This is a genomic window from Pseudoalteromonas sp. OANN1, assembly GCF_024124685.1.
Lineage (GTDB): Bacteria > Pseudomonadota > Gammaproteobacteria > Enterobacterales > Alteromonadaceae > Pseudoalteromonas > Pseudoalteromonas piscicida.
Window position 1 is genome coordinate 279,972 of record NZ_JAMXSE010000003.1, and the last position, 26,721, is coordinate 306,692.

Annotated in this window: 26 protein-coding genes; 18 read left to right on the forward strand and 8 right to left on the reverse strand. The window is 44.1% G+C overall.

From position 1 onward, the window contains the following. Window positions 1–12: 12 nt before the first annotated feature. Window positions 13–936, reverse strand: a complete 924-nt coding sequence (lpxL, locus tag NH462_RS04630) for an LpxL/LpxP family Kdo(2)-lipid IV(A) lauroyl/palmitoleoyl acyltransferase (RefSeq protein ID WP_010379048.1) — start codon at window positions 934–936, stop codon at window positions 13–15. Between the two features lie 105 nt (window positions 937–1,041). Then, a complete protein-coding gene (gene tolC / locus NH462_RS04635; protein ID WP_010379049.1) occupies window positions 1,042–2,388 on the reverse strand; it encodes an outer membrane channel protein TolC in 1,347 nt (448 codons plus the stop codon). A 247-nt stretch (window positions 2,389–2,635) separates the two neighbouring features. Between tolC and NH462_RS04640 the strand changes: the two genes are divergently transcribed. From NH462_RS04640 to NH462_RS04675, 8 genes are all read left to right on the forward strand, one after another. Further along, on the forward strand, window positions 2,636–3,238 hold the full coding sequence (locus NH462_RS04640; protein ID WP_010379050.1) for an NUDIX domain-containing protein: 603 nt from the start codon (window positions 2,636–2,638) through the stop codon (window positions 3,236–3,238). Between the two features lie 22 nt (window positions 3,239–3,260). Beyond that, a complete protein-coding gene (locus NH462_RS04645; RefSeq protein ID WP_010379051.1) occupies window positions 3,261–3,716 on the forward strand; it encodes a DUF1249 domain-containing protein in 456 nt (151 codons plus the stop codon). After that, complete coding sequence (locus NH462_RS04650) at window positions 3,703–4,476, forward strand: metallophosphoesterase (protein WP_010379052.1); 774 nt, start codon at window positions 3,703–3,705, stop codon at window positions 4,474–4,476. Before NH462_RS04645 ends, NH462_RS04650 begins: the two co-directional genes overlap by 14 nt. After that, window positions 4,461–5,024, forward strand: coding sequence for a YqiA/YcfP family alpha/beta fold hydrolase (locus NH462_RS04655; RefSeq protein ID WP_010379054.1), 564 nt, complete (start codon window positions 4,461–4,463; stop codon window positions 5,022–5,024). Before NH462_RS04650 ends, NH462_RS04655 begins: the two co-directional genes overlap by 16 nt. Window positions 5,025–5,089: 65 nt before the next feature. Then, window positions 5,090–6,979, forward strand: a complete 1,890-nt coding sequence (gene parE / locus NH462_RS04660; RefSeq protein WP_010379056.1) for a DNA topoisomerase IV subunit B — start codon at window positions 5,090–5,092, stop codon at window positions 6,977–6,979. Window position 6,980: 1 nt separating this feature from the next. Continuing rightward, window positions 6,981–8,090, forward strand: coding sequence for a PQQ-dependent sugar dehydrogenase (locus tag NH462_RS04665; RefSeq protein WP_253104437.1), 1,110 nt, complete (start codon window positions 6,981–6,983; stop codon window positions 8,088–8,090). An 8-nt stretch (window positions 8,091–8,098) separates the two neighbouring features. Continuing rightward, complete coding sequence (gene parC / locus NH462_RS04670; RefSeq protein ID WP_010379058.1) at window positions 8,099–10,402, forward strand: DNA topoisomerase IV subunit A; 2,304 nt, start codon at window positions 8,099–8,101, stop codon at window positions 10,400–10,402. Between the two features lie 868 nt (window positions 10,403–11,270). Further along, on the forward strand, window positions 11,271–11,834 hold the full coding sequence (locus NH462_RS04675) for a phosphoribosyltransferase family protein (RefSeq protein ID WP_010607696.1): 564 nt from the start codon (window positions 11,271–11,273) through the stop codon (window positions 11,832–11,834). Between the two features lie 58 nt (window positions 11,835–11,892). On the opposite strand, the gene NH462_RS04680 is transcribed toward NH462_RS04675, so the two are convergent. After that, a complete protein-coding gene (locus NH462_RS04680; protein ID WP_010607695.1) occupies window positions 11,893–12,549 on the reverse strand; it encodes a Crp/Fnr family transcriptional regulator in 657 nt (218 codons plus the stop codon). 284 nt (window positions 12,550–12,833) lie between these two features. On the opposite strand from NH462_RS04680, the gene NH462_RS04685 reads away from it, so the two are divergent. Then, window positions 12,834–13,052: a YgjV family protein gene (locus NH462_RS04685; protein ID WP_010379202.1), complete on the forward strand. Its 219-nt coding sequence runs from the start codon at window positions 12,834–12,836 to the stop codon at window positions 13,050–13,052. On the opposite strand, the gene NH462_RS04690 is transcribed toward NH462_RS04685, so the two are convergent. Further along, window positions 13,043–14,683: an amidohydrolase gene (locus tag NH462_RS04690; RefSeq protein WP_253104440.1), complete on the reverse strand. Its 1,641-nt coding sequence runs from the start codon at window positions 14,681–14,683 to the stop codon at window positions 13,043–13,045. The two genes, NH462_RS04685 and NH462_RS04690, sit on opposite strands and share 10 nt — an antisense overlap. A gap of 108 nt (window positions 14,684–14,791) precedes the next feature. Here NH462_RS04690 and NH462_RS04695 point away from each other — a divergent pair, with 108 nt between their 5' ends. Then, window positions 14,792–15,292: a DUF1543 domain-containing protein gene (locus tag NH462_RS04695; RefSeq protein WP_045989143.1), complete on the forward strand. Its 501-nt coding sequence runs from the start codon at window positions 14,792–14,794 to the stop codon at window positions 15,290–15,292. A 17-nt stretch (window positions 15,293–15,309) separates the two neighbouring features. On the opposite strand, the gene NH462_RS04700 is transcribed toward NH462_RS04695, so the two are convergent. Further along, window positions 15,310–15,537 (reverse strand): hypothetical protein, encoded by a 228-nt coding sequence (locus NH462_RS04700; protein ID WP_010379194.1) that lies wholly within the window; start codon window positions 15,535–15,537, stop codon window positions 15,310–15,312. Window positions 15,538–15,947: 410 nt separating this feature from the next. Here NH462_RS04700 and proB point away from each other — a divergent pair, with 410 nt between their 5' ends. The 4 genes from proB to gltX all read left to right on the forward strand — a co-directional run bounded on the left by proB (window position 15,948) and on the right by gltX (window position 20,150). After that, window positions 15,948–17,087, forward strand: a complete 1,140-nt coding sequence (gene proB, locus NH462_RS04705; protein WP_099031975.1) for a glutamate 5-kinase — start codon at window positions 15,948–15,950, stop codon at window positions 17,085–17,087. Between the two features lie 71 nt (window positions 17,088–17,158). Then, a complete protein-coding gene (locus NH462_RS04710) occupies window positions 17,159–18,127 on the forward strand; it encodes a GGDEF domain-containing protein (protein WP_010379189.1) in 969 nt (322 codons plus the stop codon). A gap of 86 nt (window positions 18,128–18,213) precedes the next feature. Further along, window positions 18,214–18,579, forward strand: coding sequence for a glutaredoxin (locus NH462_RS04715; RefSeq protein ID WP_026000901.1), 366 nt, complete (start codon window positions 18,214–18,216; stop codon window positions 18,577–18,579). Between the two features lie 83 nt (window positions 18,580–18,662). Further along, entirely contained in the window at window positions 18,663–20,150 is a 1,488-nt protein-coding gene (gene gltX / locus NH462_RS04720; protein ID WP_010379184.1) for a glutamate--tRNA ligase, read from the forward strand. A 65-nt stretch (window positions 20,151–20,215) separates the two neighbouring features. On the opposite strand, the gene NH462_RS04725 is transcribed toward gltX, so the two are convergent. The 3 genes from NH462_RS04725 to NH462_RS04735 form a co-directional block, all read right to left on the reverse strand. Further along, window positions 20,216–20,653 carry a MarR family transcriptional regulator gene (locus tag NH462_RS04725; RefSeq protein WP_045962108.1) on the reverse strand — a complete coding sequence of 146 codons (438 nt, stop codon included), beginning with the start codon at window positions 20,651–20,653 and terminating at the stop codon, window positions 20,216–20,218. After that, on the reverse strand, window positions 20,640–21,128 hold the full coding sequence (locus NH462_RS04730) for a glutathione peroxidase (protein WP_010379179.1): 489 nt from the start codon (window positions 21,126–21,128) through the stop codon (window positions 20,640–20,642). The genes NH462_RS04725 and NH462_RS04730 overlap by 14 nt, the downstream gene beginning before the upstream one ends. 75 nt (window positions 21,129–21,203) lie before the next feature. After that, window positions 21,204–22,061, reverse strand: coding sequence for a transporter substrate-binding domain-containing protein (locus tag NH462_RS04735; protein ID WP_253104443.1), 858 nt, complete (start codon window positions 22,059–22,061; stop codon window positions 21,204–21,206). A 173-nt stretch (window positions 22,062–22,234) separates the two neighbouring features. On the opposite strand from NH462_RS04735, the gene NH462_RS04740 reads away from it, so the two are divergent. The 4 genes from NH462_RS04740 to prfC all read left to right on the forward strand — a co-directional run bounded on the left by NH462_RS04740 (window position 22,235) and on the right by prfC (window position 26,705). Then, the gene (locus NH462_RS04740; protein ID WP_010379174.1) at window positions 22,235–22,873 is read left to right on the forward strand and encodes a cytochrome b/b6 domain-containing protein; all 639 of its coding nucleotides are present in this window, start codon (window positions 22,235–22,237) and stop codon (window positions 22,871–22,873) included. Between the two features lie 177 nt (window positions 22,874–23,050). After that, entirely contained in the window at window positions 23,051–23,749 is a 699-nt protein-coding gene (locus NH462_RS04745; RefSeq protein WP_010379172.1) for a DUF3581 family protein, read from the forward strand. 131 nt (window positions 23,750–23,880) lie between these two features. Continuing rightward, window positions 23,881–24,831, forward strand: a complete 951-nt coding sequence (locus NH462_RS04750) for a sensor domain-containing diguanylate cyclase (protein ID WP_130164747.1) — start codon at window positions 23,881–23,883, stop codon at window positions 24,829–24,831. Window positions 24,832–25,115: 284 nt separating this feature from the next. Further along, on the forward strand, window positions 25,116–26,705 hold the full coding sequence (gene prfC, locus NH462_RS04755) for a peptide chain release factor 3 (protein WP_010379169.1): 1,590 nt from the start codon (window positions 25,116–25,118) through the stop codon (window positions 26,703–26,705). The last annotated feature ends 16 nt before the right edge of the window (window positions 26,706–26,721 follow it).

Consider the following 26,721-nt stretch of genomic DNA (forward strand, 5'->3'; position numbering starts at 1 on the left):
TACTCCAAGACCCTAGTAAAACGAAGGTGCCTTTTCATCAGGTCGCGTTTTAAAGCGACGATGCACCCACATATATTGATCCGGCGCACAATTGATTGCTTGCTCCATTCTCTCGTTGACGCGAGTAACATCCGCAAGGTCATTACCACTTGGGAATGATTCTAAAATAGGTTGTATGTCTAAATGATACATCCCTTTTGCGTCTCTCGTACAGTGTAAGCTTAAAGTCTCAGCCTTTTTACTAGCAGAAAACAATAAAGTACCAGTTGTGGTTGCAGCATCAGGGACGGCGAAGAAAGGTGCAAACTCACAGCGTTTACGACCATAGTCTTGGTCCGGTAAGTAATAACAAACGCGTTTGCTTGAGAGCGTTTTCAATAATCCTTTGACGTCTCGCTTTGTCACTAAGTACTCATTTGAGCGCAGTCGCCCACGGGTCATAAAAAACTCCATTAGCGGATTGTTATGCGGGCGATAAAATCCAACACCCTGCATTTTAGTGCCCAGCACTCGACTGGCCATTTCAAGGTGCAACATATGGGGGACCAGCATAAGCACGCCTTTACCTTGTTTTTGTACGGCTTCAATATGCTCTAAACCTTTGATGGAACCCACCACCTTATTAATACGCCACTGCGGCCACCACCATGCCATTCCTGTCTCAAGTGTTGCTATGCCGGTATTTTCCATATTCTTTAGTAGCATCGCTTTATGTTCTGTTTCACTTAGGTGTGGAAAGCAAAGTTTCAAATTAACATCAGCAATATGGCGGCGACGTTTCATATATTTATGGACTAGACGTCCAAGGCCTTTACCCAGTGCAAATTGAATATTTTGTGGGAGCCATGAGATTAAATACAGGGCGAAAACACCAAGCCAAGTCAGCCAAAATTTAGGTGCTAAGAATGACCATTTGAAAGGTGAATGAGTAACCAAAGTAATATACCTGAGACTTTATTGAAGAGGCTAGTTTATCTATATTGCTGTAAAAATACAAAAAGCCAGCATAGCTGGCCTTTTTAGAGGTGATGACCGAAGTACTTAGCCTTCAATCAAACCTTGGTTGATTGCTTCAAGATCGGTACGAGATAGCGTACCTGCGGCTTGTTTTAAGCGTAGCGACGATAGTACATAGCGATAACGAATATCAGCTAAGTTGCGTTTCGCGTTATAAAGGTTTTGCGTGCTTACTAGTACGTCAACGATGGTACGAGTGCCTACATCAAAACCCGCTTCAGTTGCTTGTAATGCACTTTCTGCTGAAACAACCGCTTGCTCTAGTGCACGGTATGTTGCAACATCTGAAACCACTTGGTTATAAGATGTAATCACCGAGCGTGTCATGTTACGCACTGCTGCTTCCATATCCTCGCTGCTAGCAACGAAGTTTGCGCGAGCTTGATCGGTCGCAGCAACTGTTTGGCCACCAGTGTAAATTGGTACGTCTAATGTTAAGCCAACAGAGGTTCTGTCACTACGAGGTGCGTGCTGTCTACCCGCGCTATCAGCCAGAGAATCAGAATAGGTGGCGTTTAATTTTAGTGTTGGATAGTGGCCAGCCTTCGCTAAATCGATTTGATCTTTTGCGATGTCAACCGCGGATTTTGCAACTTGAAGGTCTAAGTTCTTCGCTTTTGCAATCTCGATAAAATCGTTTGTATTCTGCGTAGGCTTAACTGTTGAGAAGGTTTCAGTATTTAATTTATCTAGTTTAGCGTGATACTTACCTGTAATCGTACGTAACGTTTCACGCGCAGTTTCAACTGCATTACTTGCAACAATTTCGTCTGCAACCGCGCGGTCAAACTGCGCTCTTGCCTCATGTACGTCTGTAATTGCAGTCAAACCAACTTCGTAGCGCTGTTTAGTCTGCTCGAGCTGACGTTCAATTGCGCGTTTCTCTGCTTGTACAAACTCTAGGCTATCTAATGCGCTTAGCACGTTGAAGTAACCTTCAGCTATTCGGACAATCAAAGTTTGCTTTTGCTGTTCATACTGAGTTGCTGCTTGCATTGCACGCTTTTCGGCAATCGATAGTCCTTGCCAAGATGCCATATTAAAGATGGTTTGGTTCAAAGAGATTGAACGCTGAAAAGTATCAGTGTCAGACTCATGTAAAGTGTAGCCGGTGCCATCATGTTGCTCGTTCAGGGCGCCTTCTGATGTAACGTCTGTATAGCTCATTTGAAAGCCAAGCTGAGGTAGTAATACCCCTAACGCTTGGTCTTGTGCATATTTTTGTGCATCTGCCTGCGCTTTAGCCTTTAATACGGTAGGATCGTTAACCGTTGCAATGTCGTATACTTGCAGTAGATCTTCCGCGTGGGACAGGCTGCTTGAAAGTGCGCACGACAACCCAACAACTAATGATAGTAGAGTTTTTTTCATTTTTCGCTCAGTCCTTAGACAATTTTTATACTGTCAGCATGTTACCCTGTTTTTGCGGCCCAATTAAAGACCAAATGCGTAAAACATCGCCAACAAGTGTAACAGAATATATTAATACCACTTGGGTATTGTAAAGTGGAAAAAGTTAAAGGTAAACGACTTCGTTTACTTATTCAGATATGACCCTACTATAAGGGCGATTGGTTAGCTTTTAAACCGTTGCTATTAAAAAATACAGGATTATTTTATGAAACCTTTGAGTCAGTTCAACAAAGACGACGTCAATGTTTCTTCAATAGAAACAATCTTCAATGGTTTTTTTACCATTCACAAGTACCAATTTACCCACGCTTTGTTTAATGGCGGGGTATCAGAGCTAATAACTCGCGAGATATTAGAGCGTGGTCATGCGGTTGCAATATTACCGTACGATCCTATTACAGACAGCGTGTTGCTTATTGAGCAAATTCGCATAGGGGCGTTGGCTTCAAAAAATTCCCCTTGGCTTTTAGAGTGCATTGCAGGAATGGCAGAAGGGAGCGAAGATTACGAGTTTGTTGCAAGAAAAGAAGCCAAAGAAGAAGCTGGGCTTGAGCTTGATAAGCTCATTTATATGCGCTCTTATTTATCAAGCCCTGGTGGTACAACAGAGCGACTATATTTGTATTTAGCGCTTGCTGATTTATCTGAAGCGGGTGGGGTTTATGGATTGGCTGCAGAAGGTGAAGATATCAAAGTGCATGTGATGCCACTTGATGAAGCTCTTGCACGTCTTGATAATGAGGAAATCGATAACGCTGCCACTGTTATTAGTCTACAATGGTTGGCATTAAATAAAGCGCGGATATAGAAGCAGTTTAGGAGTCGTATTTTTGTCACAAGTGCTGAGCTCAAAGCAGTATATTCAATCTCTGCCCCGTTACATCACGCTGTGCGAACGTAATTATTTACGGGCGCTAAAATTGCTACCTGAAGAAGTGGTCGGTGAGAGTCGAGTGATTGACTTAGCCTCTGCGCGATACAGTTTGAGCGTAGCTGGAGTCAGTAAATACACAACGGACATTCACATCGAGCAGATGGCGACAGTAAGCGCCCATCTACCTCACTTCTCTTTGTCTGTGCGCCTCTACCATGATGCTAAAGTGGCTGAAGTAATTCATCGTGATTATCATCGTCGAATAAAGCCATCCTATGGTTACCCAAATCCTGACATGCACCAAAAAGATGAAAAATATCAAATAAATGCGTTTTTAGCTGACTGGCTTATGGTGTGTTTAGAAAAAGGCCGCGTGCATTTAAACTGGGATGTAAACAATGGCTTGGTTTGATCTCGAGCTACAACTCGATAAAGCGCAAATTCGTATTGGTCATTTTACGGATTGTCATTTGTTTGCCATGCCCTCTGGGGAATACTTTGCGGTAAATACCGCCGCTAACCTTGAACGCACCCTCGCAGCAATGGCAAAAGAGCATTTTGATTGTGTGGTGTTTGGCGGTGATTTAACACAAGATCACAGTGCAGCTTCTTATCATGAGTTTGCCCGTATAGTGAGAGAGAGTGAGTTGCAATGCCCGGTTCTTTGGGTGCCGGGTAACCACGACGAGCTAGCTTTACTCGAAGAAATAAGTGCTGGGCAAATCGTCCGCCAAAAATGCATCACAGGCCCGTTTGGGCAGGTGTTACTGTTAAACTCAAAGAGTGAAACACCCGCCGGATGGTGTGCTAAGTCACATTTAGATGCGCTCAAAGACAAGCTTAACAATAAGATCAACAATACGATTGTTTTTGCTCACCACCATCCTAGACCGATTGATGGCTATTTAGATAAACATATGCTCGAAAATGGTCCTGCACTTTTAAACCTGTTGGTAGACTCAGAGCAAGTCTTAGGGCTATTTCATGGTCATGTGCATAATGAATATCAACAACAATTTCGCACTTTACCTATCTACGCTACGCCTGCAACATCAATCCAATTTGATAAGTACACAAAGGACTGGGAACAGTCTGATTTGGGCCCCGCTTATCGTGTCATCGTATTTAGTAAAAGCGCTATAACAACAGAGGTAAAATGGCTCGGAAAGTAGTTTATATTCACGGCTTTAATAGCTCTGAGCTATCCTATAAAGCGACGGCATTTGGTGAATATATGTTGGATAAACAAACGCCATACATTGTCCCAAGGCTGCATTATGACCCGAGAGTCGCATTGGCACAGTTGGATAGCGTCATTGATTCTGATACTGTGTTATTAGGTAGCTCGTTAGGTGGCTATTACGCCACCTACTTTTCGCAACACCTTGGCTGTAAAGCAGTGGTGATAAACCCTGCAGTGAGGCCTTTTTCATTATTAAATGACTACCTTGGACCACAATACAATCCTTATCAGGATTGTCATTATGAGCTGCAGCATGCGCATATTGATGCGTTAAAATCCTTGTATGTCGAGCAGCTTAGTAATCCAGAAAACTTGCTATTATTGCAACAAACGGGCGACGAGGTGCTGCCTTTTGAAGAGGCGGTGCGTTATTATAGTCATTGTCGTCAAATTATTGAGTTTGGTGGGGATCATAGCTTTGTTGAATTTCCACGCTATTTTGACACCATCACCAAATTTTTAACTATCAAAAATTAGAATCTATGCACAAAGCAGTACGTTGTGCATATACTAGCGGATAAAAAGATAACTAGAACTAGCCTATGAGTCAGCAAAACTATAATGCCGAAGCTATTGAGGTACTCAATGGCTTAGAGCCAGTTAAGCGCCGTCCTGGCATGTATACCGATACCACCAGACCTAATCATTTAGGCCAAGAGGTTATCGATAACAGTGTCGATGAAGCCTTAGCCGGACATGCCACCAAGATTGACGTGATCTTGCACGAAGACAACTCCTTTGAAGTTATCGATGACGGTCGAGGAATGCCTGTGGATATTCACCCAGAAGAGGGTGTGCCTGGGGTTGAATTGATCCTGACCAAGCTTCATGCCGGGGGCAAGTTTTCCAATAAAAACTACCAGTTCTCCGGTGGTCTTCATGGGGTGGGTATATCGGTTGTTAATGCGTTGTCGACTCGGGTCGAAATTAGCGTTAAACGCGATGCGCAAATCTATGAAATGGCATTTGAAAACGGCGATAAAGTCGAAGACTTAAGAGTGACAGGCAGCGTTGGTAAGCGTAATACCGGCACCTCAGTACACTTTTGGCCCGACGCGAGTTATTTTGACTCGGCTAACTTCTCAATTACTAAGTTAAACCACTTGCTCAAAGCCAAGGCTGTATTGTGTCCTGGGCTTAGAATTCGTTTTGTAAATAAACAGACGAAAGAAACGCAAGAATGGCACTACGAGGCAGGTCTTGAGGATTACCTAAAAGACAGCGCTGAAGGCTATGAAGTGCTGCCGAAATCTCCATTTACAGGCAGTTTCAGTGGCTCAACCGAAGGGGTCGATTGGGCGCTTCATTGGTTGCCAGAGGGCGGCGAATCTATCGCTGAAAGCTATGTAAACCTAATTCCAACGGCACAAGGTGGGACTCATGTAAATGGGTTACGCCAAGGCTTACTTGAAGCGATGCGAGAGTTTTGTGAATTCAGAAACCTGATCCCGCGTGGCGTGAAACTGACGCCTGATGATGTTTGGGACCGCTGTAGTTATGTCTTGTCGGTTAAAATGCAAGATCCACAATTTGCCGGGCAAACCAAAGAAAAGCTGTCATCACGTTCGTGCGCTACCTTTGTGTCTGGCATTGTCAAAGACGCCTTTAGTTTATGGTTAAACGAACACACCGAAACCGCAGAGTTACTTGCTGAGCTATGTATCAGCAATGCGCAAAAACGTTTGCGTGCTGCGAAAAAAGTGGTTCGTAAAAAAGTCACTTCTGGTCCTGCTTTACCGGGTAAATTAACCGATTGTTCTGGAAGTGAAACCGAACGCTCAGAAATATTTTTGGTGGAAGGGGACTCAGCAGGTGGCTCGGCAAAACAAGCACGAGACCGTGAGTTTCAAGCAATCATGCCACTGCGCGGTAAAATCCTAAATACCTGGGAAGTGGAATCTGGACAGATCTTAGCCTCGCAAGAAGTACATGATATTTCAGTTGCTTTAGGTATTGATCCAGACTCTGAAGATTTATCAGGCCTGCGCTATGGTAAAGTATGTATCCTCGCGGATGCGGATTCTGACGGACTTCACATTGCAACTTTGTTATGCGCACTTTTTGTGAAGCACTTCCCTGAGCTTGTTCGTAAGGGCCATGTTTTTGTTGCCATGCCGCCGCTATTTCGTATTGATGTTGGTAAAGAAGTTTACTACGCCCTTGATGAAGATGAGAAAAAGGGCATATTAGACCGTATCGAGGCTGAAAAGAAACGCGGAAAAGTCAACGTACAACGCTTTAAAGGGTTGGGTGAAATGAACCCGTTGCAATTGCGTGAAACCACCATGGATCCAAATACTAGACGTTTAGTTCAGCTGACATTAGATGAGCCTGAACAAACCCTCGAAATGATGGATATGCTGTTAGCTAAGAAGCGCTCTGGCGACCGTAAAATTTGGCTTGAGCAGCACGGAGATAAGGCAGAGGTTTAACATGAAAATACATAGTAAATTGACCACGGTAGCGACGACGCTGGCAGTAGCGTTATTAAGTTCACCAGCACTGGCAAACGATATGCTTTCGCGCCTTTCAGTACCTAAAGGGTATGAGCTGAGCTATTTTGCGAAAGATGTTGAAAATGCAAGACAAATGGCGGTGGGCAAAGATGGCACTGTGTATGTTGGCTCTCGCAAAGCGGGTAAAGTTCACGCACTCATTGACAACAACCGTGATGGCGTAGCCGACAAGAAAATCTTGGTTGCAGAAGGGCTGAATATGCCCTCCGGTATCGCCCTAAAAGACGGTGACTTATATGTTGCTGAAGTTGAGCGTATTGTGCGTTTTAAGCAAATCGCAAAAAACCTCAAGGCACCGGTAAAAGAAGTGGTGTTCGATGATTTGCCTGACAAACGCCACCACGGCTGGAAGTACCTAACAGTATCGCCTGAAGGCGAACTGATCATTCCTGTTGGCGTGCCTTGTAATATTTGTGCCGAAGACCCTAAGTTTGGTCGTATATTTTCACTAAATCTTGAGACCAAAAAGCTTTCGACGATTGCTAAAGGCGTGCGTAATTCAGTGGGTTTTGATTATCACCCAGTAACCGGAAAGTTATGGTTTAGCGATAACGGTCGTGACATGATGGGAGATGACATTCCACCATGTGAAATCAATCGTGTTGACGAAATTGGTCAGCATTTTGGCTTCCCGTATGTTCATGGTGGCAGTGTGCTTGACCCTGAATTTGGCGAGGGTAAATCGGTGACTGACTACGCCATGCCAGCACTTGCACTTCAAGCGCACGTTGCACCGCTGGGCATTCACTTTTACCGTGGCGAGCAATTTCCAAAGGCAATGAAGCATCAGCTTTTTGTTGCTGAACATGGTTCTTGGAACCGCAGTAAAAAAGCGGGCTATCGAGTAATGCGAGCAAACGTGCAAGATGGCCAAATTAGAGGCTATGAGCCTTTCCTTACCGGCTTTATGGAAAACGAAACAACCTATGGTCGACCAGCCGCAATTGCAGAGCTCGACGACGGTAGCCTGCTCGTTTCCGATGATTACGCCAATGCGATATATCGCATCAGCTACAACAACAAGTAAGGTGTAACATGACAGATCCTCAAGCCTTGTCCTTGCAAGGCATTGAACAACTTCCGATGGGGCGTTTTACTGAAGACGCCTACCTGAACTACTCCATGTATGTGATCATGGATAGGGCGTTGCCGCATATTGGTGACGGCCTGAAGCCTGTACAACGTCGTATTGTATATGCGATGAGTGAGCTGGGCTTATCTGCTCAAGCAAAATACAAAAAATCTGCCCGTACCGTCGGTGACGTATTGGGTAAATATCACCCTCATGGCGACAGTGCTTGTTATGAGGCCATGGTACTCATGGCGCAGCCGTTCTCTTATCGCTATCCGCTGGTGGATGGCCAAGGTAACTGGGGTGCTGCTGATGATCCTAAATCATTTGCTGCGATGCGTTATACCGAGGCGCGTTTATCTAAGTTCTCAGAAGTACTGCTGAAAGAGCTTGGTCAAGGTACGGTTGATTGGACCGCTAACTTTGATGGCACCTTAGATGAGCCGCAAGTGTTACCTGCGCGTTTACCACATATTTTGTTGAATGGGGTGACGGGTATTGCGGTGGGGATGGCAACCGATATTCCGCCGCATAACGTACGCGAAGTTGCTGAAGCTTGTTGTTTGTTATTGGATAAGCCTAAAACCGAACTAGAAGAAATTCTAGAATTGGTCAAAGCGCCAGACTATCCAACCGATGCGGAAATCATTACGCCGCAAGAAGAGATCAAAAAGCTTTACACCACAGGTCGTGGCTCAATCAAGATGCGTGCTGTGTACACCGAAGAGCAAGGCGAAGTGGTGATCACCGCGTTGCCGCACCAATGTTCGGGTGCCAAGGTGCTAGAGCAGATAGCAGCACAAATGACAGCGAAGAAACTCCCTATGGTGGCGGATTTACGTGACGAATCGGACCATGAAAATCCGACGCGTATCGTCATTGTACCGCGTTCAAATCGAGTTAAGGTCGAGCCATTAATGGCGCACCTATTTGCCACGACGGATCTTGAAAAGAACTACCGTGTTAACATCAATATGATTGGTTTAGACGGGCGTCCACAAGTTAAAGACTTGCGTCAGATTTTATCTGAGTGGTTAGTATTCCGTCGTGAAACGGTGCGTAGACGTTTGCAGTATCGTTTAGACAAAGTACTTGCGCGTTTGCATATTCTTGAAGGTTTGATGATTGCGTTTTTGAATATCGATGAAGTCATCGAAATCATTCGCAACGAAGATAAGCCAAAAGAAGAGTTAATTGCGCGTTTTGGTCTTTCAGATAAGCAGGCCGAAGCGATTCTAGACCTGAAATTACGCCACCTTGCAAAGCTTGAAGAAATGAAGATCCGTGGTGAGCAGGATGAGCTTGAAAAAGAGCGTGATGGACTGGAGAAAACCTTAGGCTCTGAGCGTCGTATGTCGACATTGATGAAAAAAGAAATCCAAGAAGCTGCTGAATTGTATGGCGATGATAGACGCTCACCGGTAGTTGAGCGTGGTGAAGCCAAAGCGCTTAGCGAAAAGGATTTGATCCCATCAGAGTCTGTAACTGTTGTGCTATCTGAGAAAGGCTGGGCGCGTTTTGCGAAGGGCCACGATATCGATGCCGAAGGACTAAGCTACCGCTCAGGTGACAGTTATAAAGCCTCGGCCAAAGGTAAGAGTAATCAGCCTGCGGTGTTCTTAGATACCTCAGGGCGAGCCTTTGCAACCGATGCGCATAGCTTACCTTCAGCTCGGAGTCAGGGCGAGCCGATGACGGGACGCTTTAACTTGGCGTCAGGATGTAACTTTGAACATGTGGTCATGGGCGAAGAGAAATCGACTTATCTGATGGCGACTGATGGTGGTTACGGCTTTATCAGTGACTTTGCGGATATGGTGAGCAAGAACAAAAATGGTAAAGCGTTCGTTAGCGTGCCAAAAGGTGCGCATTTGATGGCACCTATCCAGGTATTTGATGTTGCCACTGATATGTGTATGGCGATTTCGAGCGAAGGCAGAATGCTGATATTCCCGTTACGTGATCTACCTAAACTTGGTAAAGGTAAGGGGAATAAGATTATCTCTATCCCTAGCGCGAAGGTGCAAAGCCGTGAAGAGTTTGTCAAAGTATTAGCGGTAGTACCTGAAGGCGTTTCTGTTACCTTGCATGCAGGCAAGCGCAAGCTAACCTTAAAGCCAAGTGATTTAGAACACTATTACGGTGAGCGAGGACGCAGAGGTAATAAATTACCGCGCGGATTACAGCGTGTTGATAGCTATGATCTGGAGCACAATGGTGTCGAGACACCAGAAGGTAATGACGCCAGCGCAGATACCGAAGAATAACCGATACAGGCCGCCCACCGCGGCCTTATTTTTATCTCTTGAAAACCATCGCAAGGTGAACTTGCTCCCTCCAAATGAATAACTCCGAGGAGCTGGGTCATCCAGCTATCTATGTGTAGGAACCGGTTTATCCGGCGATCTTTGAGCCGTGCAGAACATCGCAAGGTGAACTTGCTCCTATCAAATGAATAACTCCGAGGAGCAGGGTCGTCTAGCTACCTTTGTGTAGGAACCGATTTATCCGGGGATCTTTGAGCCGTGCAGAACATCGGAAGGTGAACTCGCTCCCACCAAATGAATAACTCCGAGGAGCTGGGTCGTCTAGCTACCTTTGTGTAGGAACCGGTTTATCCGGCGATCTTTGAGCCGTGCAGAACATCGCAAGGTGAACTTGCTCCTATCAAATGAATAACTCCGAGGAGCTGGGTCGTCTAGCTACCTTTGTGTAGGAACCGGTTTATCCGGCGATCTTTGAGCCGTGCAGAACATCGCGAGGTGAATTCGCTCCCGCCAAATTAACCACTCCGTGTAGATGTCTGCTCACCCATCGAACTTTGTGTCGGAGCCGGTTTATCCGGCGATCTTTGAGCTGTATAGAACATCGTGAGGTGAACTCGCTCCCACCAAATTAACCACTCCGTGTAGGTGTCTGTTCAACCGGCGATCTTGAACTTTAGAATATGGCGTCCCAAACCAAAAAATGAAAATAAAAAGACACTATTATTGCAGCATTTTATTGCGCTTTACGTTAAAATATTCGGTTATACCAATCACACAAGTGCCTATGGCTTGCAAACAATTGTAATTGGTATCAATTGGCAGCACTTGCTGCTTGTCACCATCACACGGGCTTCCTAACGGGGTATTTATGTCAGATAAGTGCTATATCACAGCGCAACAATTGCTAGAAGATTCATTTCGCTTAGCCGCTAAAGTTTATGAAGACGGGTTTAGACCTGACTTTATTATCGGTATTTGGCGTGGTGGTGCGCCTATTGGTATCGCAGTTCAAGAATACTACGATTACAAAGGTATAGAGACTGATCATATCGCAGTACGTACTTCTTCTTACTATGGCATTGGTAAGCAATCTAAAGAAATCAAAGTACACGGTCTGCATTACATCGTTGAAAATGCAAACGCTGACGATTCATTGCTAATCGTTGATGACGTGTTTGATTCTGGGCGCAGTATTTTTGCGTTGAAAGAAAAGCTTGCAGAACTAATGCGCTTGAACTTGCCTCGCGATATTCGTGTCGCTTGCCCATACTACAAGCCAGCAAACAAAAAAGTACCAATGACACCAGATTACTTTATTCATGAGTCTGACGAGTGGTTGGTATTCCCTCACGAGCTGTCAGGTTTAACGCCGGAAGAATTAGTGGAAGGAAAGTCTGACTTAGCAAATATTAAACACCTATTTGCAAAATAAGCTAATCAGTACTCAAGGGCGAGCAAGTACTCGCCCTAGTTATTCTAAACGCGAAAAATTAAGCTTGCGCGAAGCTATCAACAAAATCCTCAAGCGCGTCAACATCGACTGGCTTTAAGCCTTCACTACTGCGTACTATCAAGCCCTTTTCTACCAATTCACTGACCACCCGACGATATGCACGCTCAGTGGTCGCAAATCTTTCGGCTTCAGCACTTACCGTTGAGTAGGCACGAAGTAATGTTGGGTTCGAATTCTCGGCACGTAATAAGCAGTCTTTAGCAATGTTGTAGCTAAGCGGCAACAGCAACTTGTCTAAGTTTATCTTTTGGTTTTCTGTAAACTTCGCGGCGATGGTTTGCGCGGTATACAGGCTCAGCTCAGGCTGCTCTAGCAGTAATTTTCGCCAATACTTTAGCTCAATGAGGTGATAGGTTACATCGCTTAAGCAAGTAACGGTATAAATACAAGGCTGATGATTCAGCGCTTCGATTTCGCCAATTAGCGTGTTGTTACAGTCCAGTTGTCCGAGTAATAAGCGACGACCGTTACCGACATCATAACTAAAAGACACAGTACCACTGGTCACCAATATGAGTTTACTCAATGGTTCATCTTGGTGGATCAAGACTTCTTTTTTGCTGTGCTGAAAACTATTACCAGCAAAAGCGAGTAACTGTTCGACCAAATTGGTTGAAAAATGATATTGAAACATCTAGATGGCTCTTCGGACATATGTCCTATTTATTAAACTATAATGACGTTAGCATGAATTTTTCAGTTTTACGCTAACTCACACCGTTTAAGTAGTATCGGTTTTATCTCAGCGCTGTGGCGAAGAATTTAATCAACGATATTACCATTAAACCCCCACTTCCCGTGTTAGAGCTAATTTATTGGTGCTAATTTCTAGGGGCTTGTGGGTTAGCCTTTTTATTCTGCTCGATACGTAAATTCGAGCATAAACTATATGCTAACGCAACTTAGGGGAGAGGACAAATGAGTTGGGAATATTTAGGCTATTTAGCCTCTGCTTTTTTGGTCGTTTCTTTGATGATGAGCGATGTTGCTAAGTTGCGTTGGTTCAATTTAATGGGCTGTATTTGTTTTACCGCCTATGGCGCACTTATCCAGGCTTGGCCGGTGGCGTTAACTAATGGTCTACTGGCACTAGTTAACACCTACCACTTGGTTAAATTACAAAAAGATCAACGCTGATATTTAAGTTTACCTGCAATCCACGTCTGCTCGACTTTAATATCATCAATTTTATCTTCGCTTACGGTAAAGTAATCTTGGTCGATTAAGATAAAATCGGCCCACTTTCCTTGTTCTAAACTTCCCAGTTTATATTCTTGAAATGCAGCATAAGCAGCATCAACTGTGAATGCTTGTAGTGCTTGTTCTCTGGTTAGCTTTTCTGTTGGGCGCCAGCCATCTTTGGGTAAATCTTGATGGTCTTGTCTGGTGATAGCGGCATGCAGACCATGGAAAGGATTTGCAAGCTCCACTGGAAAGTCAGAACCCGCCGCCACTCTACTTCCTTGCTTTAAGAATGTTTGCCATGCGTAAGCGCCGCTAAGCTGTTTGTCGTCTAGGCGCTTTTCGGCCATATGCATATCAGATGTGGCATGAACAGGCTGCATTGATGGAATAATATCTAATGTCTTAAAGCGAGGGATATCATCCGGGTGGACAATTTGTGCGTGCTCAATGCGATTTCTGAGCAGTCTTCCACCTGCTTTTTTAAAAACGTGTTGATATGAGTCTAGCACGATGCGATTCGCTCTATCGCCAATGGCGTGCGTGTGCGCACTGTAGCCGCTGCGTATGGCTTGGGTGATTAATGCTTCAAGCGTCGCTTGGTTTTCGAGCATTAACCCTTTGTGACCTTTGCGGTCATGATAGTCGCGAATAAGTGCCGCACCTCGACTGCCAAGTGCGCCATCAGCATAGATTTTTACACTACGAATAGAGAGTTGATCTCGTGTATCTTTGATCACTCCGGCGTCTAACATCTCTGCGAGTTTGGGGGAGCTTGCACTTAACATAGCGTAGACGCGTAGCGGCATCGTGTGTTCCTTGGCGCGTGCTTGGTAAACCTGCCATGTGGTGTAGTCAATCCCGGCATCATGGGCTGAGGTAATGCCTAAACTCAGCAAGTGTTCTCCGGCTTTATTCAGCGCCTTGTTTACCTGTGCATTTGACTGAGCTGGGACATGAGTGCGAATAAGGTCTTCTGCCTTGTCGATAAAAATCCCGCTCGGCATGCCGCTATTCAATGTAATGATTTCACCGCCTTCAGGTGTCTTTGTTGATTTCGAAATGTTGGCAAGCGCCATCGCTTTTGAGTTTACCCAAATAGCGTGACCATCTACTCGAGTGAGCATGACAGGCTTATCTTTTACGTATTTGTCGAGATCAGCTGCGGTTGGGAATTGTCCGCCGGACCATAAGGTTTGATCCCAGCCTCGACCTATTATCCATTCACCTTCATGGGCTTTGGCGTAGTGGCTAAGCCGTTTTCCTACTTCTGCAATGGTTTTGCTACCGCGCACGTCGAGTGTGAGTAAATTATTGCCAAGGCCAATGATGTGACCGTGCGCATCAATTAAACTGGGCAATAGGGTTTTTCCCTCACCATCAAACTTGGTTGCACTCGGATATTGAGTACTAAGATCTTTTGCACTTGTTTTTACGACTTTACCGTCTTTAATTACCAAAGAAGAAAAGCGCTCAATTTGCTGCGATTTAGTAGGCGTATAACCATTTACATTGTGAATTAAGGTTACTTGAGCTGTTGATGACAGGCTAAAGCTAGCCAAAAGCGCGAGGAATGTTTTTTTCATTATATTGTCCTTCACTGAGAGTGTTTATTCAGAATAATCATCTAACTCAATAAAGCCAAGTCTTTGAGTTGAGAGTATACTTGGGTTTTAAAGGAGTGGAGTGTCAAAGTGAAGTTGTTTGTTGTATACCTAGGCGGCCGTATTCAAGGTTGCCATATTGAAATGCATGATGTGCGCTTTGTCGCGGCAAATACAATTGAAGAAGCTTATCCCAAATTAAAGCAGCAATGGGTTGGTGATAAAAACTCGGTGCATATGGATAGCTACACAATCATTGAACATGCCGATGGCTATGCCATTGAACTTACCGAAGAGCGTGTTGAGCAAGCTGAGCATTTATACTTTGTGAACTTGGGAGGATATAAGCCAGATAGGTTAGCTGAGGCGCATGACTTTGGGCTGTTCGTTGCAACGAATGCGGATGAAGCAAAAGAGAAAGCAAAAGCGTTTTTGCTTAACGGCTTTAGCCATATTCATAAAGACGATTTACATGATGTAGATGACTGTTTTGCCATTGATTTATTTGATCAAAACTTAAATATCAAGCTCACCCACAGTGGCCAATCAACACCGCTTACCCCTTTGTGGTTTGGTTATCACCCTCTATAACCAATGTGAGGGATATTCTAGCCCTCACCCTCATTGTTTTCATCGTTATCTGCTTTTATGGCTATTTTGATAGCGACAATCACGACGGCAAACATTAAAAACGGCAGTGCAGCTAGTGAGTACTCGACAATGTGGCTGTCTTTGTAGCTAGGTTGCAAAATAAAATGGCCACCCACACACATTAAGATCACTACAAACAGTAAAGGTAGCATCATAATTTCTTTGTTCTTTTTGTGTTTTTTCATTTTGAACTCAGCTAATTATTCTTTCATTGAATGATGAACACTCTCTCACACGCGGTGCAAAAAAGCCTTGATCGAAATCAGTGCGGCGGATTATACCAATTCACTCTGAGTTAGAAATAAAATTCATGAGTTTATACCAATTGTATTAATTAAATGAGCTATTTGAAGCGGAGGAATAGCTTTAGTAGCTCCGCTCTCGCGTCCTGCTACCGCCAAGGTACCTATATCCATATAGGCAAGGCAAAAATTTTGCTATTTAGTTGTTCTAAATGAGAAATTTTTAACGACGCTAATATGGTATTTCACCCTTCAAATTGGTTGGAGAGTTAATGCAATTGGTATTATTACTTGGGAGGGGGGAAGGTCCGTGGTATAACGAAGCTCTATCGCTGTATAAATCAACAAATACTATGACCAAAAACAATAAACAAACCATTGTTATCAAGCTCGGCACGAGTGTCTTAACTGCAGGCAGCCAGACCTTAAACAAGCCCAGACTTGTTGAGCTGGTAAGGCAGTGTGTAACGTTACGTCAGGCTGGTCATCAGGTCATTGTTGTCTCCAGCGGTGCTGTTGCTGCTGGGCGCGGTGTCTTACAGCAACAAATTGGTCATTCGCTAGCTGAAAAACAGATGTTAGCTGCGATTGGGCAAGGTCAATTAATCCATTTATGGCAGTCATTGTTTAGTATTTACGACGTCACTGTGGCGCAAATGCTACTGACACGAGCCGATCTTGAGCACCGCGAACGTTATCTAACTGCAAGGGATATGCTCACTAAGCTTCTAGAGCATCATGTCGTGCCTATCATCAACGAAAACGATGCAGTGGCAACGTCTGAAATCAAAGTTGGCGATAACGACAACCTCTCAGCCTACGTCGCAATTTTAGCAAATGCCGATAAATTGGTATTACTCACCGATCAGCATGGTCTTTTTACCGCAGATCCCAGAGCCAATCCAGATGCGCAGTTGATAGAGCAAGTAACACATATAAACGACGAACTTAGAGCACTAGCTGGTGGCAGTGGCACACAACTTGGAACGGGTGGTATGGCGACTAAGTTGCAAGCCGCCGACATCGCACAACGAGCAGGTGTTGATGTTGTGATAGCAAAAGGCAGTGAATACGACATTTTACCGCAAGTACTCACCCAAACCGCACCAAGCACGACGTTTTTGAAGTTTGACGCTCCGGTTGGAGGGCGCAAGCGCTGGTTGCTGTCAGGCCCTAAATCAACCGGTAAAATAATTTGTGATAGTGGCGCAATCAATGCGGTATGTAATCAAGGAGCAAGTTTACTAGCAAAAGGCATCGTGTCGATTGAAGGACAATTTAAACGTGGTGAGTTGGTTCAAGTGTTTTGCCAACAAGGCACGCTACAGGCACAAGGTTTAACTAGCTTAAGTAATCAAGAGCTTGGGTTGGTAATTGGCCGTCATAGTAGTGAATTTGCGCAGTGTCTTGGCTTTGAAAGTGCTGAGGAGATCATCCACCGTGATAATTTGGTGCTCTTGAATCAACATAGCCAACAAGAAGTATTAAATTAGCCTATAAATTACTGTAAATTCAGAGAGCTGTTCTACACTTATCAAGAGTCAATTTTATTGAGAGGCCTTGAATGTCGATTAGCTATTCACCCTGTGGTCACGAACTTACTTTAGAGCTCTTGGCGCAAAAGAGTGAACTGGTACTAATGCAGGCCCTTGAGCGGGTTATCTCCGATGTTTGTGGGGAAAGCTATGCATTCTATTTCAGTAAAAGTTTATCGGAAAAAGAAGTTCCAAAGTCTATATTTGTGAGCCATCGCGACTTTTGTGTTGTGGTGGGGCCGGTAGATGCTGTGGTAGATAAATTACAGCAGCGTCAAGATGACAAACATCTCATTCAATACCATGGCGATAGTGTTATCCCGTTTTATCATCAAGCTCAGCTCGTTGGTTTTTTATATATAGAAGGCCAAGTAAATCTCACCACTGCGACTTTAATGAAGCACTTACTCACTGTTTTTGCGCATCAAATGGCAACATTGCACTTTGCTCGTATCGATCCGCTTTCCGAGCTACTCAATCGCCAAACGTTTGATGAAAAAGTCATGGAAATAACCAATGGGGACGGGTTTACGGTATGTCGTGATGACAGTGAAGACCGCAAGTGGTATTTAGCGATGGTAGATATCGATCACTTTAAACAGGTAAACGACAATTTTGGTCATGTGATTGGCGATGAAGTGATCCTGTTGGTAGCGCAAAAGATCAAAGCTAACTTTAGAGCAGAAGACTATGTGTTTCGCTACGGCGGTGAAGAGTTTGCGGTGCTATTTCAAAGTCACAATGACGATTCTGCTGTAGTAGCACTTGAGCGCTTGAGAAGTACAATAGCTTCTAGCCGATTTCCGCAAGTAGAGCATGTTTCTGTCAGCCTAGGTTTTACCGAAGTGGTCGATACACTACAAGTTTCTGAGCAAGTTCATAAAGCCGATCTTGCGCTTTATCACTCAAAAGAAAATGGCAGAAACCAAGTCACAAACTACCTCGCTTTAGGGTTAGCTGAATCACAATACGCATGTGCAGAAATAGAGTTGTTTTAAGCTCCGCTTATATATAGCGCTTAAAGATTATGCTAAACTCCCCAACCTATTTTTTAGCGAATGTAGCAAAAGGTTTGGGAAACGTTATGCAATTTGTAAGATGGTTTTTAGGACGTCTGATTTTACTTTTTGATTTTATTTTTACCCCGCGCAGTAAAAAACGTGCCGCAGAACAACAGCAAAAGCTAGATGCTATGACGGCAAACTTAAAGTTATACCAATTTAAGGCATGTCCATTTTGCGTTAAAGTGCGCCGCGCTGCCAAGCGTGAAGGGCTTAAGCTCGAAACCCGTGATGCCAAAAATGATGAGCAATATCGCCAAGAGTTGCTAGAGCAGGGTGGTAAAGTGAAGGTGCCATGCTTGCGAATCGAAGAGCAAGGCGAAGTCACTTGGTTGTACGAATCCAATGACATTGTTGCTTATCTAGAAAAGCTGGAAAAAGCAGCTTAATTCACGCGCCTTACTATGCGCTAATCAGGCGCTATGCTAGCATAGCGCCATTAATCGACTAATCCATTTTTAAGAGAATTTTGATGACTATCCGTACTCGTGTCGCACCCTCTCCAACAGGTGATCCGCATTTAGGAACGGCTTATATTGCCTTATTCAACTATTGCTTTGCTAAGCAGCAAGGTGGTGAGTTTGTATTACGAATTGAAGATACCGATCAGGTACGTAGTACTATTGAATCTGAGCAAGCTATCATGGACAGCCTACGTTGGTTAGGTCTTGACTGGGATCACGGTCCGGATGTGGGTGGCGAGTTTGGTCCATACCGTCAATCAGAGCGTTCTGACTTATATAAAAAGTTTGCACAGCAGCTTGTAGATGATGGTAAAGCGTTTTACTGCTTTGCAACGGCTGAAGAGCTAGACCAAATGCGTGAAGAGCAGATGGCAGAGGGCTTACGTCCTAAATACGACGGCCGTGGCTTACGTCTATCTGAAGAACAAGTGAAGGCAAACCTTGAAGCAGGCAAGCCTTACGTTATTCGCATGAAAATCCCAGAAGAAGGCACGTTTAAGTTTAACGATTACCTACGTGGTGAAATTGAGATCCCATGGGAAAACGTAGACATGCAAGTTTTGTTGAAAGCCGACGGCTTCCCAACTTACTTCCTTGCAAACGTAGTAGATGATCATCACATGGAGATTAGCCATATCTTCCGTGGCGAAGAGTGGATCAACTCTGCGCCTAAACTACTAAAATTGTACGAAGACTTCGGCTGGGAAGCGCCTGTGCTTGGTCACTTACCGCTACTTCGTAACCCTGATAAATCTAAGCTGTCAAAGCGTAAAAACCCAACTTCAATTAACTACTACAAAGAAATGGGTTTCTTACCAGAAGCACTACTTAACTATTTAGGTCGTATGGGTTGGTCAATGCCGGATGAGCGTGAAAAGTTCACTTTGGCTGAGATGATTGAACACTTTGATATGAAGCGCGTATCACTTGGTGGACCTATCTTTGATATTGACAAGCTTAACTGGTTAAACGGTCTGTGGATCCGCGAAAACCTAACCGATGCAGAACTTATCCAGCGCTTTGTCGACTGGAAGTTTAACGGTGATATGTTGGCTCGCGTACTTCCTGAAGCCAAGGCACGTATCAACACGCTATCTGATTTGGTGGGGTTAGCAGGTCACTTTGTCGCGGGCTTACCTGAATACGATCCAGCGTTATTAACGGCTGGTAAAGCGGACGAAGAAGTGGTTCGTCAGGCACTGCAATTCTTTATTTGGGAATTAGAAAAGCTGCGTACGTGGAACAAGTCTGAGATCTTCTCTATTGCAAAGGCTGTGGCAACACATCATGAGTTAAAGATCAAAGAGTTCTTAGAGCCTATCTTTGTTGCTATTACAGGCAAAACCTCATCGACTTCAGTAGTCGATGCGATGGAAGTGTTAGGTTCAGACCTTTCTCGTGCGCGTTTAAGAGTGGCACTAGAGCATATTGGTGTATCTAAAAAGCAAGCGAAAAAGCTTGAAAAAGCATACCGTGAGTACCCGTCTATTGCATAATTGCGAGACCGTATTGCAAAAGCCGCTGATGTAGCGGCTTTTTTATTGTCTGAAATGTATCGTGTTTACCGCTTTCCTTGCGCCATCAACACATCAAGAGATTGCTTTAACAGTTGAATTTGCTCCATACTTAAGCCCGCTTTTGCCATCATTTGTGCTGGGATACAAGCGCATGATTGCTCAAGAGCTTTACCAGCTTCAGTTAAGTGAATGAAGGTTTGCCGTTCATCATCAGGGTTTTTGCTACGGGTAACGAGGCCACGCTCTGCTAAGCGCTTAAGGAGCGGTGTTAGGGTGTTGCTATTGAGTTCAGCTCGCTCGCCTATTTCTTTCACAAGCTGTCCGTCTTGCTCCCATAAAATCAATAACACTATGTATTGCGGATACGTGAGCCCAACCTCTTTGAGTAACGGCTGATAGAGTCGTGTAACCTGTCTTGATGCACTATATAGCCGAAAACAGATCTGGTTATCGAGATTGAGCTGCGGGTTAGATTGACTCATTTAGTAACTTTTCAATATCTTTGGCTATTTGTTCAGGCTTGGTGATTGGGGCATAGCGCTTAACGGGTTCACCCTGCTGGTTAAATAAAAACTTAGTGAAGTTCCATTTGATTTTATTACCAAATAGCCCTGGAAGCGCGGACTTTAGGTATTGATACAGTGGGTGTGCTTTATCGCCATTAACCTCAATCTTTTCCATCATCTGAAAATCAACACCATAATTGATTAAGCAGCCTTCTTGAATTTGTTTTGCATCGCCGGGTTCTTGTTTACCAAACTGATTGCAGGGAAAGCCGATGATCACAAGTCCCTGATCCGCGTATTTTTGGTGTAGCTCTTGGAGTCCTTCATATTGTGGTGTTAATCCACACTCACTGGCCGTGTTAACAATAAGCACAGCTTTGCCTTGTAAGTCGGTAAAATGATATGCCTGACCTTGTAACGTGTTTGCTTCAAACTGATAGAGTGTCGTCATTTTTAGCCTCTTGTGATTTAATCGTGTGCGATTTAATTTAGACTAAGTATGACCCTTGTGCAACCGCAGTTGAAATTATTTTGCAGGAGTATGTTGATATTTGGCGCTTAGCATCGCAAGCCGCCTGGTGATCAATGCGTGATCTTGCTTGGGGAGATATTTTAAGTGTGTGGTTAAGTAGGTACTTGTGGAATACAGCGCACGGATCATCTGATTGGCCTTTTCGATAAATGCTTGTGTTTCTTGGGTATGGCTACAAGCAATGTGGCCTTCGAGATGCGGCAGGTTATTTGCTATTGGTAAGGAGCCCACTAGATGTGCCCTGTCTTTTGGAAAGCTCTGCTGAAAAATAGCGGGGTAGGCCAATATAAAGTCTACCTTACCTGCACTAAACTGCTCCATAATGGTTTGTGCTGAGGTTTTATACGGTCTAATAGCAACATTTTTGGGTTCAAGTAGCGCTAATGCGGAGTCAATGGTATTGCCATAAGATTTGCCGACCTCTTTGATGATGGTGGCCTGTGGATAATAAGCCATTAAACTTGCAAGCGACTTCAGTTTACCGGTGGCGTTCACAAGGCTGGCATCCATCGGAGTGTGTTGTTTGAAGTAATATAATCTATGGCTTGGATATAGGTGGATGGGGATGGTAAACAAAAAGGCTTGCTGGCGACTTGGGGTTTTTAGGCGAGACACCGCGCACACGGGCTCTTCACTTGCGAGCAATTGATTAAGTTTGGTTGGGGTGACAATGGTAAAGTCAAAGTAATCTCGGCCAAACTGGTTTAACAGCAAGTTGTTGGTATCTGACTCTAAACTATGGGCTTTTTTGGTAAAAAGTCTTTGCTCATCGGCTGGTTCATTCGAGATCAGCAATATTTTTGCGTTGCAGCACGCACCAAACAACAGCAGCATTAGCAGTAAATATTTCATTATCGCTCCAATCCAGCAAAGCAAACACCAGTTTACTATAGAACATTGTGCTTAATTAGCATTTAAAACTCGGTGCCAAATCAAGATAAGCGGTTATTTAACCTTAACTCTTTGTGCTGAGTTTTATAACCTGTCATCATTGCAATGATTTTTACCTATGGGGCAAATAAACGATGACCAAAGTGTGGGATGGATTTATCCGCGGGTTTCACTGGCTGCTCGTAGCAGGACTAGTAACCTTATATATTACCGGTGAAGAAGGCATGATGGATCTTCACTTTGTTACTGGCTATTTATTGTTGGCACTGATGGCTGCGCGATTAATTTGGGGTGTCATTGGTAGCCAAACCGCTAAATTAAGTGCGTTATTTCATTCACCTAAAGCGATTTTATCGGCCATTAAATCAAAACAAAGCCATGTAGGACATAATCCTGCGGGAAGTTTGATGGTACTGCTGTTTTTTGTGCTGATCCTTATTCAGCTCGTTTCTGGCTTGATGACAACCGATGATATTTTGGTGGAAGGGCCGCTTGCACAATATGTATCTTACGACTTAGTTGAATTAGCTGGCGATATACATCACACCAATATTGAGCTGTTAATTGCGGCCATTGCACTACATATATTTGCGATTGTGGTGTATCGCTTAAAAGGTCAAAACCTAGTAAAGACGTTAGTAACTGGTAAGCAAGAAAATGCTGTGAGCACGCCTGTCATGAAATCGGGGGTTGTTGCATACCTTATCTTTATTGCGCTTTCTGCTTTGTTACTCTTTACTTGGGGCGCTGAGCCATTACAAGGGTTAATGTAACTCAACTCTGAACAGAATTTAGCGAGGCTATTGTTTTCAATAACCTCGCTAACCATTAGCATCAAATCCGGCCAATGTAATATTTGTTAACAGATTATCGTAACAGATATGACCTCTATTTCAGAAATTTCTGGTAACATGGCGCAGTTTTATCTTAGAGGTTAGAGAAAAGTAGCGATGTTAGAGCCGTATTATCAACAACAAGCAAATGAGATCACCATTACCAGAGAACAGGGGAGTTTATTTGCAAAAGGAGTCGCGGACGACTACAACCCATTGCACGACATCGATGCAAAGAAGTTTTGTGTACCGGGTGATCTACTTTTCTCCTTAGTGTTAAAGCACTATGGCTTAAGCGAGAATATGGAGTTTAGCTTTGTGGGCATGGTTGATGAAACAACAACGCTCACGTTGCCTGAAGGTGCAGCACAATTTGATATTACCGCAAATGATAAAGTGATGTTGTCTGTATCGCGCACTGGCGAAACCAGCACTTGCCCAACGCTCATCAATAGTTTGACGAGAAATTACGTTGAATTTTCAGGCACCACCTTTCCTCATGTGATCATCCCATTGATGGGTGAGCAAGAGGTAATGATAAACCCAGCAAGGCCAATGGTGATATACGAATCTATGTCTATTCATATGGATGATATCTCGGTAACGGAAGTAACATTGGAAGCGGCTAAACCTGAGTTTAGCTATGAAGGCAAACGTGGCAAAATCAACCTGCGTTTTAACTTGCTGTCGAACGGCACTAAAGTCGGTTATGGTGAAAAGCACATGTTAGTTTCTGGGATCCGCGAGTATTGTCAGCAAACCGTTGATGATTTGATTGCCTATTACAACGATAGAAAAGTAGCATTAAAGCCGTAACCTCCCAATACACGCTGACGCACCAGTCAGCGTGTTGCCCACACCGTTTTCCTTTTAAACAATAATTCATCCACTCTTCAGCTGTCCGCTATACTGTTTAGATAAATGTAATTGAATTAAATGGTATTACCGTGCCGTACGCAGACTTGCTTAAACCAGAAGCCTCACAACAAACGTTATTAAAGTGGCAAAAAACAGTCGATTTGATGGCGAAGATTTTTTCGGCGCCTGCTGCGTTTGTGGTGCAAAAAAAAGAAGACGGTTTTGCAGTGATGATTGCAAGTGACCAAGAAGAAAATCCGTATCCTGCTGGTGGTTTTATACCGCAAGAAACCAATATCTTTTGTAAGCATGTTGTCGCTAATAACCGTAACCTATATGAGCAGCACGCCAGTGTAAATTATCAATGGGACGATAACCCTGAGGTTGCCAATGATGGCTTTGAGTCTTATTTGGGTGTACCTATCCATTGGCCCAATGGAAAGTCGTTTGGCACTTTGTGTGTGATGGACTTTAAACCCACGAATTACGGCGCTCCGTTGGTTGAATTTATAGAGCATTTGCGCGATATGCTAGAAGACGATTTGGTGATGATTGAGCGCTATAGCAAAATCAAAGCGATAGCGATGCAAGACCCGTTAACTGAAGTATTAAATCGTCGTGCGACTGAAATACTCGGTGAACATAAGCGTGATATTGCCTTAAAACTGGGTGGTGCGCTTTACTGTGTCTTTCTTGATTTAGATGGTTTTAAACCAATAAATGACAGCTATGGTCATGAAGTTGGTGATCAGGTGTTACAAAGTTTGGCCGAAGCGTTGAAGGCCGCAAGCAGCGAAGATGATATTATCGGGCGCTATGGTGGTGATGAGTTTCTGGCTATTGTGCAGCGAGATAATGAAAAAGCCGTCAACGACTTTATTTTTCAAAGCGAGGCTAATTTCTATCAAGCGTTAAAAGAGAAAAAGCTCCCCAAGTGTGGATTTTCAGCGGGATTTGCCAAGTGTGAAAATAAGTTTGAAAGCATGGCTAGTTTATTTTCTCGGGCAGATAAACACATGTATCAGCAAAAACTGAGCTGAATGCTTAATATGAGCTAAAGCATATAGGCGACATAGTTGCAGACAAGGCATGCCTTTTGTGAACAATGGCGATTTTATGTAAAAAGCTGGACTAATAAACTAGCCATCACAGACCACCTTTTATCAACTACCGCAATGGCTAAATAACATCTGCTATTTAGCTGCGAAAATTACCGTCATCAAGTTGTTAAAATGGCCAAGATCGGAGAGAATATAGCAATCTTTGTTCGAATTTAGCGTGGCCGAGTTTTGGTTCGGTTGCCAATGCCATAAGTAGAATTTCAATGTCAAATATGAGTATTCCGCAGGAAGTGTCGCGCAGACGTACTTTCGCGATCATTTCACACCCGGATGCGGGTAAAACCACCATCACCGAAAAAGTACTTTTATTCGGAAAGGCGTTACAAAAAGCCGGTACGGTTAAAGGCCGTGGCTCGAACCAACACGCCAAATCTGACTGGATGGAAATGGAAAAAGAACGTGGTATCTCGGTAACCACTTCTGTGATGCAGTTTCCATACAATGATGCCTTGGTTAACTTACTAGATACTCCGGGACACGAAGACTTCTCTGAAGATACTTATCGTACGCTCACCGCTGTTGACTCGTGCTTGATGGTAATCGATGCGGCAAAAGGTGTAGAAGACCGTACCCGCAAACTGATGGAAGTAACGCGTTTACGTGACACGCCAATCGTTACCTTTATGAACAAATTGGACCGTGATATTCGTGACCCAATGGAGTTACTTGATGAAGTAGAAACCGAACTGAACATCATGTGTGCGCCGGTTACTTGGCCAATTGGCTGTGGTAAAGAATTTAAAGGTGTTTATCACATTCATCGTGATGAAACGATTTTGTACCAAACAGGTCAAGGCCATACGATCCAAGACAAACGCGTGATCAAAGGGCTAGATAACAGCGAGCTTGACGCCGCTGTGGGCGAAAGTCTTGCGGAACAACTTCGTGAAGAGCTTGAGTTAGTAATGGGTGCCTCGCACGAGTTTGACCGTGAATTATTTCTAACTGGCGAATTAACCCCTGTATTCTTTGGTACGGCACTTGGTAACTTCGGTGTTGACCACATGCTTGACGGGTTAACTGAGTGGGCACCAACGCCACTGCCGCGTCAAACTGATGAGCGTGAAGTAAAAGCCGACGAAGAAAAGTTCTCTGGTTTCGTGTTTAAAATTCAAGCAAACATGGATCCAAAACACCGCGACCGTATCGCCTTTATGCGTATTGTATCTGGTAAATATAGCCAAGGCATGAAGATGAACCACGTGCGTCTTGGTAAACAAGTCAGCATTGCGGATGCGGTAACCTTTATGGCGGGTGACCGTGAGCGTGCTCAAGAAGCGTTCGCGGGTGATATTATCGGTCTACATAACCACGGTACGATTCAAATAGGTGATACCTTCACACAAGGTGAAACGCTTAAATTTAGTGGTATTCCTAACTTTGCGCCTGAGCTATTCCGTCGCATTCGTCTAAGAGATCCACTTAAGCAAAAGCAGCTACTTAAAGGGTTGGTACAGCTTTCTGAAGAAGGTGCGGTACAGGTATTTAGACCACTTATCAATAACGACCTGATTGTAGGTGCGGTTGGGGTGCTGCAGTTTGATGTGGTTGTGGCACGTTTAAAGTCTGAATACAACGTAGATGCGATTTACGAGAGCGTAACGGTTCAAACTGCGCGCTGGGTAAGCTGTGATGACGAGAAGAAAATGGCTGAGTTCCGCCGCAAGTGTGAGCAAAACTTGGCGTTGGATGGTGGTGATAACCTAACTTACATCGCACCAAGCCGCGTAAACCTGAATCTATCTATGGAGCGTTACCCTGACGTGAAGTTCCATGAAACTCGTGAACACTAATCGCTGCGCATTAAAG

What these genes read in the sequence shown, in the direction of transcription:
- parC (WP_010379058.1), top strand. Translation starts at nt 8,099, where the DNA reads ATGACAGATCCTCAAGCCTTGTCCTTGCAAGGCATTGAACAACTTCCG.
- proB (WP_099031975.1), top strand. Translation starts at nt 15,948, where the DNA reads ATGACCAAAAACAATAAACAAACCATTGTTATCAAGCTCGGCACGAGT.
- NH462_RS04725 (WP_045962108.1), bottom strand. Translation starts at nt 20,653, where the DNA reads ATGAGTCAATCTAACCCGCAGCTCAATCTCGATAACCAGATCTGTTTT.
- NH462_RS04665 (WP_253104437.1), top strand. Translation starts at nt 6,981, where the DNA reads ATGAAAATACATAGTAAATTGACCACGGTAGCGACGACGCTGGCAGTA.
- NH462_RS04680 (WP_010607695.1), bottom strand. Translation starts at nt 12,549, where the DNA reads ATGTTTCAATATCATTTTTCAACCAATTTGGTCGAACAGTTACTCGCT.
- NH462_RS04655 (WP_010379054.1), top strand. Translation starts at nt 4,461, where the DNA reads ATGGCTCGGAAAGTAGTTTATATTCACGGCTTTAATAGCTCTGAGCTA.
- NH462_RS04690 (WP_253104440.1), bottom strand. Translation starts at nt 14,683, where the DNA reads ATGAAAAAAACATTCCTCGCGCTTTTGGCTAGCTTTAGCCTGTCATCA.
- NH462_RS04715 (WP_026000901.1), top strand. Translation starts at nt 18,214, where the DNA reads ATGCAATTTGTAAGATGGTTTTTAGGACGTCTGATTTTACTTTTTGAT.
- NH462_RS04730 (WP_010379179.1), bottom strand. Translation starts at nt 21,128, where the DNA reads ATGACGACACTCTATCAGTTTGAAGCAAACACGTTACAAGGTCAGGCA.
- NH462_RS04675 (WP_010607696.1), top strand. Translation starts at nt 11,271, where the DNA reads ATGTCAGATAAGTGCTATATCACAGCGCAACAATTGCTAGAAGATTCA.
- NH462_RS04640 (WP_010379050.1), top strand. Translation starts at nt 2,636, where the DNA reads ATGAAACCTTTGAGTCAGTTCAACAAAGACGACGTCAATGTTTCTTCA.
- parE (WP_010379056.1), top strand. Translation starts at nt 5,090, where the DNA reads ATGAGTCAGCAAAACTATAATGCCGAAGCTATTGAGGTACTCAATGGC.
- gltX (WP_010379184.1), top strand. Translation starts at nt 18,663, where the DNA reads ATGACTATCCGTACTCGTGTCGCACCCTCTCCAACAGGTGATCCGCAT.
- NH462_RS04685 (WP_010379202.1), top strand. Translation starts at nt 12,834, where the DNA reads ATGAGTTGGGAATATTTAGGCTATTTAGCCTCTGCTTTTTTGGTCGTT.
- NH462_RS04740 (WP_010379174.1), top strand. Translation starts at nt 22,235, where the DNA reads ATGACCAAAGTGTGGGATGGATTTATCCGCGGGTTTCACTGGCTGCTC.
- NH462_RS04700 (WP_010379194.1), bottom strand. Translation starts at nt 15,537, where the DNA reads ATGAAAAAACACAAAAAGAACAAAGAAATTATGATGCTACCTTTACTG.
- NH462_RS04710 (WP_010379189.1), top strand. Translation starts at nt 17,159, where the DNA reads ATGTCGATTAGCTATTCACCCTGTGGTCACGAACTTACTTTAGAGCTC.
- NH462_RS04650 (WP_010379052.1), top strand. Translation starts at nt 3,703, where the DNA reads ATGGCTTGGTTTGATCTCGAGCTACAACTCGATAAAGCGCAAATTCGT.
- prfC (WP_010379169.1), top strand. Translation starts at nt 25,116, where the DNA reads ATGTCAAATATGAGTATTCCGCAGGAAGTGTCGCGCAGACGTACTTTC.
- NH462_RS04735 (WP_253104443.1), bottom strand. Translation starts at nt 22,061, where the DNA reads ATGAAATATTTACTGCTAATGCTGCTGTTGTTTGGTGCGTGCTGCAAC.
- NH462_RS04745 (WP_010379172.1), top strand. Translation starts at nt 23,051, where the DNA reads ATGTTAGAGCCGTATTATCAACAACAAGCAAATGAGATCACCATTACC.
- tolC (WP_010379049.1), bottom strand. Translation starts at nt 2,388, where the DNA reads ATGAAAAAAACTCTACTATCATTAGTTGTTGGGTTGTCGTGCGCACTT.